Annotated in this window: 10 protein-coding genes and 1 other RNA gene; 2 read left to right on the top strand and 9 right to left on the bottom strand. The window is 38.8% G+C overall.

The annotated features are described in order from the left end of the window. Both BUB91_RS09875 and BUB91_RS09870 read right to left on the bottom strand, forming a co-directional pair. Complete coding sequence (locus BUB91_RS09875; RefSeq protein ID WP_317041337.1) at positions 1-1,554, bottom strand: hypothetical protein; 1,554 nt, start codon at positions 1,552-1,554, stop codon at positions 1-3. Positions 1,555-1,558: 4 nt separating this feature from the next. Beyond that, positions 1,559-2,617: a glutaminyl-peptide cyclotransferase gene (locus BUB91_RS09870; protein ID WP_073099081.1), complete on the bottom strand. Its 1,059-nt coding sequence runs from the start codon at positions 2,615-2,617 to the stop codon at positions 1,559-1,561. A gap of 88 nt (positions 2,618-2,705) precedes the next feature. Here BUB91_RS09870 and ffs point away from each other — a divergent pair. Together ffs and BUB91_RS09860 are read left to right on the top strand one after the other, a co-directional pair. Next, an RNA gene (gene ffs / locus BUB91_RS09865) (signal recognition particle sRNA small type) lies at positions 2,706-2,805 on the top strand. A gap of 99 nt (positions 2,806-2,904) precedes the next feature. After that, on the top strand, positions 2,905-3,486 hold the full coding sequence (locus BUB91_RS09860; RefSeq protein WP_073099080.1) for a helix-turn-helix domain-containing protein: 582 nt from the start codon (positions 2,905-2,907) through the stop codon (positions 3,484-3,486). 30 nt (positions 3,487-3,516) lie between these two features. Here BUB91_RS09860 and BUB91_RS09855 read toward each other — a convergent pair whose 3' ends face one another. The 7 genes from BUB91_RS09855 to BUB91_RS09825 all read right to left on the bottom strand — a co-directional run bounded on the left by BUB91_RS09855 (position 3,517) and on the right by BUB91_RS09825 (position 12,462). Continuing rightward, a complete protein-coding gene (locus BUB91_RS09855) occupies positions 3,517-4,200 on the bottom strand; it encodes a phosphonatase-like hydrolase (protein ID WP_073099079.1) in 684 nt (227 codons plus the stop codon). Positions 4,201-4,206: 6 nt separating this feature from the next. Continuing rightward, positions 4,207-5,361, bottom strand: coding sequence for a TIGR03364 family FAD-dependent oxidoreductase (locus tag BUB91_RS09850; RefSeq protein WP_073099078.1), 1,155 nt, complete (start codon positions 5,359-5,361; stop codon positions 4,207-4,209). Then, positions 5,351-6,628 carry a DUF5690 family protein gene (locus BUB91_RS09845; protein WP_175551007.1) on the bottom strand — a complete coding sequence of 426 codons (1,278 nt, stop codon included), beginning with the start codon at positions 6,626-6,628 and terminating at the stop codon, positions 5,351-5,353. The genes BUB91_RS09850 and BUB91_RS09845 overlap by 11 nt, the downstream gene beginning before the upstream one ends. Before the next feature lie 152 nt (positions 6,629-6,780). Beyond that, the gene (locus BUB91_RS09840; RefSeq protein ID WP_073099076.1) at positions 6,781-7,827 is read right to left on the bottom strand and encodes an alkaline phosphatase family protein; all 1,047 of its coding nucleotides are present in this window, start codon (positions 7,825-7,827) and stop codon (positions 6,781-6,783) included. A 12-nt stretch (positions 7,828-7,839) separates the two neighbouring features. Beyond that, a complete protein-coding gene (locus BUB91_RS09835) occupies positions 7,840-9,423 on the bottom strand; it encodes a fibronectin type III domain-containing protein (protein ID WP_073099075.1) in 1,584 nt (527 codons plus the stop codon). 5 nt (positions 9,424-9,428) lie between these two features. Further along, on the bottom strand, positions 9,429-10,784 hold the full coding sequence (gene pbfA / locus BUB91_RS09830; protein WP_073099074.1) for a (R)-1-hydroxy-2-aminoethylphosphonate ammonia-lyase: 1,356 nt from the start codon (positions 10,782-10,784) through the stop codon (positions 9,429-9,431). 7 nt (positions 10,785-10,791) lie between these two features. Then, positions 10,792-12,462, bottom strand: coding sequence for an alkaline phosphatase family protein (locus BUB91_RS09825; protein WP_073099226.1), 1,671 nt, complete (start codon positions 12,460-12,462; stop codon positions 10,792-10,794). Positions 12,463-12,500: the final 38 nt, after the last annotated feature.

Here is a 12,500-nt window from a genome sequence, read left to right as displayed (position 1 = left end):
CTAATCTTCAAAAAGTGTTGCTTGATAGGCACCTGAGTCTGCCCGATTTAATCTGGATTCTCCTAAAATATCTAAAGGAACTTTAAGGGCTGTGCTGGGATCACCTAGATTTTTTGCAGCGGAATCATCACCAATTCTATAGTCGTTTATAGCTGAATTTCTAAAATCAGGATTCTCGCTGAATAGCATATTTAAATAAATACTCTCATTATTGAAATCGTAATTGGCTTCATCAGCAAATTCATCAAAAGGATCATCAAATTTGATTAAGGAATGTGAAAAGCTGAAATTAAAATCAGCGGTTGCTATAGCTTTTAAACTGATTTCCTGAGATTGATTTCCATAGATAATACAGTTGCTAAATGTAGCCCGCTCTAATGTAGCAATTAATAATTCTGAGTCGGTTTCTAAATAATTATCGAGTTGTACTGCAGCTGTACTTCTGAAACTTTGAGACCAGTAATTAGCAAATGTACTGTGAGTAAACTTATAGTTGCCTCCCAATCGCAACCATAAATTGGAAATACCTGAATTGCCAATAACTACATTCTTCCCAAGAATGGATGCGGTTAAACCGTATAATCCAACATTTGACGAATTATAAATCTGCGTATTATTTATATTAAAATCCGGATTCTTACTTCCGGTATTGCCATCAACGAGAATACCAATATTGTTATTTTTTATGGTGACGTAATCTAATGAAGCTGTACTGCCGGGAGTAAACCAAAGCGTTCCCCATTGACCGGGGATTTCGCTGTATTCCGGTTCTAAGCGGTCACCTTCAAAAATGATTTCATTTTCAAGTAATTCTAGATTTTCACTCAACGTACCAGTTGCTTCTAAACGTGATCCATTAGCAAAAATGAGTCCGCTGTTTTCATGAAAATGTAACCGAGCCCCGGCATCAATTTGCAGTGTTTTTCCCGAAGGTATTCCGGCATAGCCGTAAATCACATAGGGTTTTTGGTTGGTAAAATTCAATTGATCATCTTCTAGCAGAAAACCTTCAACCGTTATGGGAGCTCCGGTTTGGTCAACACCAGTTGCTAAGGTTTCTTTAATGCCTGCCGCATTTCGATCTGGATATAGAAAAATTGCATCTTGAACGAGGGTTACGAGTTCTACAGTTTGCAGGTTAGAACCTGAGTCAAACCGTATCTGATCTGTGTAGACAAAGCTGTTTTCGGTTTGAATGGCTGCATCTACAGTAGTTTCTATAAAAATATAAATACTGTCTTTAGATAGAATTTCTATGTTTTCAAAAACCTTCCCGGCCAGGCCGTCAACATTAAGCCTGTACTTGGAGTTTTCGCCTTGCGATAAACCAACATAAGGTATCGAGATAAGATTAGTTGAATTGTTGTAAACCTTTAAAGTATAAGTGCTGCTCCCAATATTTGAAAAAACCGTATCTAAAAAAACCGTGTCTTTAGAAAAACTCAGGTTCCCTTCACTGCGTGTGGGTTCAAAATCTTCCCGGCACGCACTCATAAAAAGCGTAGCAGCAAAGATAGCAAGGAATAGAAGTCCGGTTTTTAGTAGATTTTTCAACAGATTATTTCTTGATCAGACGAATCTCAAACAATTTGTCCCAATGTTTACCTGTGACGTAAAGCTGGTCTGTTTTGGGGTTATAAGCGATCCCGTTGAGAACTTCATTACCGGCATCTTCTATAGAATTTACCTGTTTCTTTAGCGGTCTCAAATCAACAACGCCTTCAATCGCACCGGTTTCTGGATTAATTATAGAAATACTATCAAACTGGTAGCTGTTAGCATAGATTTTACCCTTAACCCATTCTAGCTCATTGTATTTAGAGCGTAGTTTTTTAGAATCTACAACTTGAATGAATTCTTCTTCAGCATAAGTTTCTGCATCTAAAAGCCATATTTTTTCTGTGCCATCAGATTTGTATATGGTATTGCCATCGTTGCAAAGACCCCAGCCTTCTTTACTTTTTCCATAATTGAAGGTATCGGTTTTTTCAAAAGTGTTTAAGTCGTAAACAAAACCTTGATTCTCTCTCCATGTCAATTGAATCAATCTGGAGTCTAATATTGTTAAGCCTTCGGCGAAAAAATTCTTGGCAAGATCAATGCGTTTTAGGATTCTTCCGGTTTTTAAGTCGGTTTTTAACAAACCAGACTTCCCGTATTCACCTACACTTTCATATAAAGTGTCGCCGTGAAACTCCAGTCCTTGAGTATAAGAAGTTTCATTATGTGGATATGTATTTACTATTTCATAAGTATATAAAACCGGTGCCTCTAAAGCTACAAAAGTGAGCGTAGCGGATATGGTAGCGTGTTTCCCATCTGCATAAACTTCAGCTTCCAGCTTTTTTTCACCCAGTTTCGTGACATGGAGAGTTGCATCAGTGCTGCTTAAGTCTTTTTTGCGGTCTAGTACTTTTCCGTTAAAAGAATAAACGATAGAATCTATACTAATATCACCCTTAGGTTTGAGGTTTATTGTTACTTGATCTCCGTTTTTTAGAGTCGCTTCGGGCTTGTTTAGTGTTAAAGTAAAGCTTTTACTCAAATCTTTTCCGTTGCCACATGAGAGAATCGTAAGACTTAAGGTTAAGATAGCGAGAAGATTATAACTGCGCATAGGTATGATAATTTTGTTGTCAAGTTAAATCAATAAATTCAGTTTAAAAAACGTTTGGTTTGCTGTTTGATTGCTGTATATTTGCACCCGGCAAGTCCTACACAACCAGCTCCTGTCGAATTCCCCCAGGGCGGGAACGCAGCAAGGGTAGATGGTCGTAGCGGTGTGATGTAGGTAGCTTGCCTTTTTTTATGCCTTATAGTTACGTGATAATTGATATTTATAGACCTAATAATTAGGTAAATTTATTTCAGAACTAGATATTTACAAATAGTAAAACTAGATATTTGGAAGACTATATAATAGGAATAGGGAAGCGCATTCGAGAAATTAGAAAAGAGAAAGGATTAACTATAAATACGGTAGCTGCAAATGCTGCTGTGAGTAACGGTTTGATCTCTCGTATAGAAAACGGAAGAACCATACCTTCGCTTCCGGTATTGTTAAATATCATCAATGCTTTAGAAACCGAAGTGGCTGCGTTTTTTAACAGCCTTCCGCAAAGCGGAAAAACGGCGTTTATCGTTTCGCGCAAAGCTGAAAATTCAATAATAGAAAAAGAAGATGATGCTAAAGGATTTCAATACAAATCTATCTTTGGTAAGTCACTTGCTTTTATAGCTTTTGAAGCCGTTTTACTTGAGATTCAACCCGGTTCTGAACGTGCTAAAGTAGAAACAGACGCATATGAATTTAAGTATATGCTATCTGGTAGCTGTGTCTACAATATTGGCGAAGAAGAAGTCACGCTACACGAAGGAGACGCTATATTCTTTGATGGCAGAATACCCCATGTGCCTATTAACCGGAGTGATACACCTACATCTATGCTGGTGCTTTACTTTTATTTAAAAGATGCTGAAAGCTAATACCGCTTTCAACATCTAAAAAGTAGGGGGTTAGTTTAGTAAAATACTTTCAAGCTCAGTTACTAAATTAAGAATATAATCTGGCTTTGCAGCTTCTAACTGTTCTCTAGTTTGTGCTCCGCTTAAAACACCTATGGTTAAGCCACAATTAGCATTTTTTCCTTCAATGATATCTATTTCAGAATCTCCAGCTTTGAGCACATAAGAGGGATCGGTAATCTCAAACTGCTGCATGGCTTTGTGAATCATATCGGGTGCCGGCCTTCCATTTTTTACATCATCTGCTGTGATGAGCATATCTATTTCCTCACCTATATTCCACGCTAATTTCGCCAGTAATTTCGCGGCTGTTTTGGCATCATAACCGGTATTGAGAACCACCCGAATATGATGATTCTTTAGTTTCTTGAAGAAAGAAAGCATCCCGTCAAATGTGCCAATTTCGAGCGTGTCATAAGCAACTTCTAATTCGGGTTTAAAGGCTGTAAAGGCTGTTGCAGCTTCTTTCTTAACAGCTGAAGAGTTGGTGCAGTTTTGTAAAACATCGGTAATCGCCTGATGTTTTTCTTTGCCTGCTCCAAATTCTAATACATTATCAAGAGTTACAGTATAGCCTAAGTCGTTGATGACTTTCTGTACGGTTTTATAAACAATATTATTTTCATTTACGGTAGTTCCTGCCATATCAAAAACGACAAGTTTTATGGTTTTCATACAGTATTAATTAAGTATTGTGTTGAGGTGTTCTTTTGAGAAACCTGCGCTTCCGGTCATTCCTTTTCCACCAATTCCGGTGGCGATGTGAATGCGTTCTACTATGGTTTCTAGAAATATATCCTGTGTTTTACATTGAGAGTAAATCCCATACCAGCGATCCTGAATTTCATAAGTAGGGAGATCAATGATTTTTTTAGCTTCGGCAATCATAAAATTATCAATATCCATATTGAGACCGTACCCTAAATCTTCAATGCGATCTGCATCAGCATATTCATGAGAGTCGCCTAAAATCACAGAACCATCTGCTGCCTGTTTAAAAAGAATATGTACTCCCCATTTTTTTTCTAAACTATCTGGGTTTTCTTTGGCTTTAATTGTCTTAAAAGAAGGACATTCATAAAAGGCTTCGTAACGACGTATAGACAAACCTGTTAAAATAGAACCGGGAAGTTTATAGTTTTGCTGTGGTTTAGTTTGTAGCATTTGCAATTTGGAGAGCTGTAAGTCGCTGTCTGCAAAAAGCTGTGGGTAAAGTGTTTTAAAATCACTTCCGTTGCAAATTAATGTTTGATTAGCTTTGAAAGTGCTTCTATCTGCAGTGGTGATTACAACTTCATCGTTGTTTTGATCAATTTGTATAGCTTTCGTATTTGTAAATAAATCCAACTTTTTTTGAGCTACCAAAAATTGCTGTAGGCGGTGAATCATCGTGCGCGGCTCTACCGTAACTTCATCAGGAAAAAACAAGCCTGCTTGTACATAATCTGCACGTAAACCGGGATGTTTTGCCAGACACTCCTCTTTAGTTAGCATTGTAGAAGTATAATTGTTTTGCTTATTTATAGCAGCGAGTTCTTCGAGAAGCTGCAATTCTTCGGCATTAGATGCAAGATATACAGACCCATTTTGACGAATCGTAATATCAAAAAGCTCCTGAATTTCCTTATAGATACGCAGACTTTCCCGACCATAATTTTGCCATTTCGTATTCATACCCGAAGGTACTACCTGACCAAAATTACGTGTGGTTGCGCCTTGTGGCATCGCGCTTTGTTCAAGGATAGCTACACGCAAACCCTTGTTTAAAGCGTGGTAAGCGTGAAACGTACCCAAAACACCTCCGCCTACGACAAGCAGGTCATATTTAGTTTTCATGAATTAGAACGTTAAGATTGGCGTTGCGGTGTTTATTTTTTAAATAGAAATAAGAAACGATAACACTACATGTTCCCAATACCGAAAGCAGATAAGCACCGTTAATAAAAAAAGCTAACCAGGATATTTCATTCATTCCGAAGTTTTTATAAAACAAAACACCCATACTGCCCATATATCCAAAAGCATCTGCGAGATAAATTAAAAAACCGGCGTTGCCTTTAATGCGGAATGCAGCGATAAACCGATCAAAAAATAGAGCGTTAAAAGGGACATAACAAATGTAGAGTCCAAATCCGGTGATGACCATCCAGTAAAAAGGATTTAGATACCCCCCCTGTAAAAGAAGCGTGGCTATACCTACAGAAAATGTACCCATGAGTAAAATGCCATGATAGGTAAGCAGTGCCTTAAAATTATTTTTTATGGTATAGACCGAAGCTAAAATGAGTAAGACAAGTAATGCTACTGCAATCTCAGAGGTACTATAAACCGAAATATCATCAGCATAACCCAGACCTTCCCAGAGCTCTCTGGCGTAATTGTCGCGTAAATCTCTAAAAGCAGTTAAAATCGTATAAAAGAGAATAAGTATAAAAAGGGGTAAGGTAAATTGTTTCAACACTTCTTGTCGATCTTTTTTATGCATAGGAACCCGTGCAATACGTAAAGACTCGTCTTCAGCCGTAGGAGGGGGAATTGTTTCTAACAGTTTAGCAAAAAAGAGTAAGGGTAAAATGAACAAAGCTCCGGTTACGGCGGGCATCCAAAACTGTGAAACTCCCCAAGAGGTCATAACATATAGGCCAATAGACTTTACAACCCCGCTTGAAACAATAAAACTGGTACATAAAATCACCCCGAGTATTTCGGTAAATTTTCGGCCTTCCAAATAGGAAAAAACAATGCCCCAAATCATACCCAGCGGCAGACCATTGAAAAACATGAACAAAATATTATAAGGCTGCGGGACAAAACCAAAAAAGAGCAGAGCGACTTCAGAAATGCCAATGAGTCCTAACAAATAGACAAGACGCCATTTAGATTCTAATTCAGAAATGACTTTGATTCCTATAAATTTGGAGAGCATATAACCCAGAACCTGAGCGATAATGAGCAGTATTTTATAATCGATTCCCAGAACACTTAAATTTTCAAAAGTGGCAACTGCAAAAGGTTTTCTAAACGCATACATGCAGAAATAAGCTCCAAAAGCAGCTATTGACGCACGACTAATGAACTTAATATCTTGTGTTTTTATGCTCATACTTTTCATTTAAAATAAACCAGCCGATTGTAAAAACTCCCGACTGGTTCTAAAAAATCCAATTAAACAAACTTAAACAAAAGTCTTAAAAATTTACAATTAGTAAAAATAAGTGTTATTTTAAGACTTCATGTTTCGTTATTGTAAACATTTTAATGATCCAGCATTTTTTTGATACAATGGGCTATTTGATTAGTATAGAGTTGTTCTTTTTCTTTAACCTCACCTGTTTTGATGGCTTGTGAGCCTAGAATAATCATCCAGGTTTGATCTGCACCAGAGATAGTACTCCCATGGCTTCTCCAGGTGTCCAGGGGTTCTGTACCACGACCATGGTCTGTTGTAATGATAATGGTAGTCTTGTCTTCATAAAAAGGATCAGATTGTACATAGTTCCATAATTCTTTGATCATCGTATCGGTAGTATGTGCAGAATTTAAATAGGCATCGTATGCTCCGTCGTGTGCAAAATCGTCTGTTTCGCCGTAGGCTATATACACCAGACTTGGATGGTTTTTTTGCATATATTCCAAAGCATAATTATGAGTAAAAGCATCTAGACGTACACTTCCCCACGGACTCGGAATCTCTTTTTGTAATTTATTAAGGAAGATTTCTCGGTCTGATAAAGGTGTGTCTTTAGCCGAATCAAAAGCTGCATTTACAGGAATACCACTGCGTTTATCATTGATGATATACGGAAAAACATCCCAACTGGTAAAGGCTGCGACTTTGCCTTTGTATTTAGAAGTATTGTTCAACTCTTCTAAAACGGTCACATTAGGGTTGTATATTTTATCATTACTCCTGATGTTTTTATCATCTGCTTTACCGGTGAGTATCTCGTTATACCCGGGATAAGAAAACCACATAGCGTTGGTTAAATTAACCCTGCTTCCAGACTTGCGATTTCCGTGAATTTCACCCTGATTAACCACTTCATTCCAGATAAAAGGTAACAAAGCTTCCCGGCGTTCTGCTTCAGTTTCCCGCCAAAACTTAGACTTTAAACCCGTCGTATCGTGAACATATTGAGTGTTACGAATAAGTTTGGGATCGGCGCCACTAAAAAGTTCTTGCCAGCGAAATCCGTCTAACGTGATTAGTATGACTTTTTGATCCTCGTTGCTCTGAGCCTGTGTGTTGAAAAGATTTAAGCTGACCACGAAAAGAAGGAATGCTATTTTTTTAATCTTCATAATGACAAATACTTAGTTAGTTTTAAAGGTTAATACATCAGACCAGTCACTCCATCCTAAATATTGATCGCGATACCGCACGCGCCAGTAATAGGTCGTTGAGGGGTGTAGGCGTGATAAATCTTCATCAGTAAGGTCATCACCTTTTTGTCTGTTTTCTTCGTAATACCAATTTTCATTTTGTTTCCAACTGTCTGTAACCGGTTTTTCAAAGTTGGTTGTTGTAGACACTTGCCAATGCGAAGCGGTGTGTTTACTAGAAACTCTTCCTCCACTAAACGGAGATGCTTTCAGCGTGATAGCAGTGATAGGCAAACTTTCTTCTTTTGGAGCAATCCCAACAGGTGCATCGGGCTTTTGATTTATTTTATATACGGTAATACTATCAGTAACAGTATTGTCTTTAGGATTCTGAACATTACCGCGGCTAATGCGTTTGAGACTGATTTTTGGATCTGCAGGATTAGGATCTACATTGACCATCACAAAACCATATTCGTCTTGGGTCACGGTAAACTCATCGTAATCCCTGCCTTCAAATTCACCCCAATTGTCAATAGCACCCCCTGCGGAAGCTACATTTACCCACAAGTGGTTGTGATCGCGTGACTGTCCCCGGGAATACCCGTGTGTATGTCCAAAAAAGTGAATGCTGGGTTTACCGGTTTTATCTGAAAAAGTTTCTAGCATCTTAACCACTTTTCCGGTGGTTTCCTCTTCACCCGGAATCCATAATTCTGATTTATACGGATGATGCAGTTGGGCAAAAACAAAGTCAATATCTTCTTCTTCTTCGGTGTCTTTCAAAACCTGCTTGAGCCATTCATATTGCTCTCTCATATCGCGATAGCCTTTATTGGAGTCGAGCCCAATAATACGAACGTTGCCGTAGTCTTTGTACCACCAGTGTTCTGCATATGCGGGATCTCCGTTTTCTGGAAGGCTGAAGTATTTGAAGAAAAATTGAGAGTTTTGCTCATGATTTCCAGGAACGGGATATACAGGAACTTGAGAAAAAAGTTTTTCTGAAGGTCTGAAAAAATCGGTTTGCCACTGTTTATAATCACTTCCCTGAGCCACGAGATCTCCGGGAATCATAACCAAAGCTAAATTGTCTGGAACCTTTCCGCCAAATTGCTGCTCCAGATAGTTTAGAATACCTTCATTCACTACTTCACTAAATTTATCAGGTTGACTGCGGTCTATTTGCATATCGCTCATTGCAATCAGGTTGAAAGAAGCTGCTTCTCCAGAAAATGGAGGGGTTTTAAACTGAAGAATATCAGATTTAAGTTTTCCGGTTTTTACCCGGTAATAGTAGGTGGTAAAGCGTTTTAAGCCGGTAAGCTGAACTTCGTGTAAACGCGATTCTCCAAAATTTACTTTATTTGAATTACCTGTTGTTTTATTTCCCAGTTTTGCCGTCAAACCCCATTCTACAGTGCTTTCTCCATCAAACTCGGTTTCCCATTTAATAATTATAGATGTGGGCTCTGCATCTTGTAAATAGGGTTTTACAAGAAAGCTATTTCGTTGTGCCTGCATCGTAGTGCAAAAACTGATAATAAGCAAGCTAAGACCTATGATGTGTTTCATCGTTTTTAAGATTTAGTGATTTTTTCTAATGCGTTTTCTAAAATAGCCAGACCCTCCGCAAGCTGTGTGGTTGTAATGCTAAGTGCCGGGCAGAGTTGTAAAACATTTCCTTTAGAGACTTTAAAGCTCAGTCCATTTTTTAGGCATTCATACATAATTGCTTCAGCTTCAGCGGTAGCTTTTTCTTTAGTTGTACGGTCTTTTACGAGTTCTATACCCCAGAGTAAACCAAGACCTCTTATGTCTCCAATGATTTTGTATTTATGTTGGAAATCATTTAAGGTAGCTTGCACCATTCCTTCTAAATAAACTACATGCTCCAGTAGGTGTTCCTCCTCAATAATTTGCAGTGTAGTTAAGGCTGCTGCTGCTCCCATCGGACTTTTTTCAAACGTATAATGACCCAGCGAAATGTGGTTAAACCGGTCGTATTCACTTTTAGTAACAATCGCTGCCTGTGGTATGATGCCGCCGCCAAGACCTTTACCTAAGCAAAGAATGTCTGGTACAATATCAAAATGTTCGTAAGCAAATAGTTTTCCCGTGCGACCCAAAGCGATTGGGATTTCGTCAAGAATCAAGAGCACATCATGTTTGTCACAGAGTTTTCGGGCTGCTTTCCAGAATTTTTTAGACGGAATCTGTGCGTCTGTGTTGCGAACCGTTTCTGCTAAAAATGCTCCAATCTGATTGTCTTTCGCCAAGATATACTCTAAATATTCTATCGCTTTATCTTCGTTATTTTCATAAATACCACGATAGGTTATGGGAGGTGGAATATGCTCTACAGCGGGCATCAAAGGTCCCATTTGTTCTCTAAAAACCGATTCGCCGCTTACGCTTACCACATCTAGAGATGCGCCGTGAAAGGAATCCCAAAACGACAACACTTTATATTTACCCGTTACCGCACGAGCCAGTTTAAGGGCGATCCCAACTGCAGAACTGCCATTAGGTGTCATCAGTATTTTATCTAAACCGGGAGTGAGGCTTGTGAGTTTTTCGGCAAAATTAATAGCCGTTTCATTGGTATACCTGCGGGTAGAAAAGGTAAGTTGATCTAATTGTTTTTTAAGCGCTTCAATAAGTTTAGGATGGGAAAACCCTATTTGATGCACATTGTTTCCGTGAAAGTCAAAATAGTTTTTACCTGAAGTATTGGTGATAAACGGACCTTTTGCATGAGCCAGAACGTCCATGCAAGGTGTAGATAAAGCCTGGTGCAAAAAGTATTGTGCATCTTTAGCCAGTAGATCTTTTGTTGCCTCATCAACTTCTTCTGCTAACCATTTTTTTCGTCCTTCAGATAGATTGATGTCTCCTTCAACAATCAATTCGTTTTTAGAAAGCTTATTTTTCATATTGCGTTTAATTCTGGCTTAATTTATCTGCCGGAATGATTTGTTTTCCAATACCCGGACCTTTGTATTGAGCATCCAGATAGTAACCGCCGCCACCGTTAAAATATTCAATTTTAATAGAATGCATGCCTTTTTTTAGATTTATAGTGCCGCTGCGCTCCTGTACACCGTGGTCCCCATTGTTGTCAACTACGAGTTTCCCGTTTATATAAAGTTTACTTCCATCATCGCTGTTGGTATAAAACGTATAGCTTCCGGCTGTATCTATTTTTAATACTGAAGTAAAAACTACCGCAGTACTTGCTGCGGAGTCCAGACTGTCAAGGATGCCGCTCTCAAACTCCATAATATTTCCGGTTTGGGATGTTTTCAGATTTCTGAAGTCAGGTAAGGAAGTAAGATTTTCTAAGGGGTATATATTGAATAAAATTCCGGGTTTTTTCTGTGTAGAAATTAACCGGTAACTCCCTGCAGCAATTGTACTGCTTGTTTTTCCTTCTTCTGCAACAATAGCACGAACCAGCGTTGTGCTGTCTACTGAAAATGGAGCGGTATATTTTATACCGCTTTCAACGGAAGGATCAGAACCATCCAGCGTATAATAGATGTTTCCTATTGTATTAGGGTTGTTTAGGTTTACTTCAACTTTCGATTCGGTAAATAATCCACCAGGAGGTGCATAGGGTCCGTTTTCGGGTAATAGAACGGGAGTACTGAGTTGCTGTTGTTTTTTGTAAGGTAAAACCGGTTTTTCATAACCTGTAAAAGCACTTTTCACAGGTCTGCCAATCCACGCCTGCGGTGTTTCTAAACCAGCTGCAAAAGCAACGGTCGCAGCATTATCATATTGATAAACAGTTTCTTCAATTGTATATCCTTTTTTTACTCCTGCTCCGTAAAGTATAAATGGAATATTTACTTCGGCTAAGGATTCTCCGCCGTGCCCTTTTCCTAGCCCGCCATGATCTGCAGATATAATAAATAGCGTATTTTCGAAAATACCTGTGTCTTTAGTGGCTTGGATGATGGTGCCAATGAGACTATCTGCTTTTTCAACAGCTTTGTAATAAGAATCGGTACCGTGCCCTTCGCTATGCCCTGCGTGGTCAACGTGATCCAAGTGAATAAAAGTAAAGTCGGGCTTATGCTCTTTAATGTAGGAGCTTGCGTCTTGTGTCGTGCCGTCTTCGAGGTCTCCGTTAATATCAAAAGCTACATCCTCTGGATTGTACAATCTGCCAAAACCATCCCAATCGTAGATAGCACCTACGTGAGCTTCTGGTTTTTGATCATGAAATAAGGTGAAAATGGTAGGGAATCTGCTATCATGTCCTGAAACTACAGCCGGAAGGGTATAATTGTTTATTTCCCAACCGTTAGAAGTAATACCATGTTGCTCTGTATCTGCACCCATAATCATACTGGCCCAGTTAGAGCTAGAACTTGAAGGTAATACAGATCGTGCTTCAAATGTAGATGCGCCATTTTTTATCAAGCTGTCAATCACCGAGGTCTGAGCTTTGTTAATTCCGTCAGGACTCAGACCGTCAACTCCTATAACAATGATATGTTTAATGCCCAGATCTGGTGTACTTTCTGTTGTGCAGGAGCTCAAGAACACAGTGGCAATCAGTAGACCTGCTTTGAGACTTTTAAAAAGATAATTTTTATGTTTCATACTGAAATAAAACAAGTTGAGGTTGCCCAACTCAATGA

The sequence above is a fragment of the Leeuwenhoekiella marinoflava DSM 3653 genome (assembly GCF_900129005.1).
Taxonomy (GTDB): Bacteria; Bacteroidota; Bacteroidia; order Flavobacteriales; family Flavobacteriaceae; genus Leeuwenhoekiella; species Leeuwenhoekiella marinoflava.
This window is presented reverse-complemented; position numbering and strand designations above follow the sequence as displayed.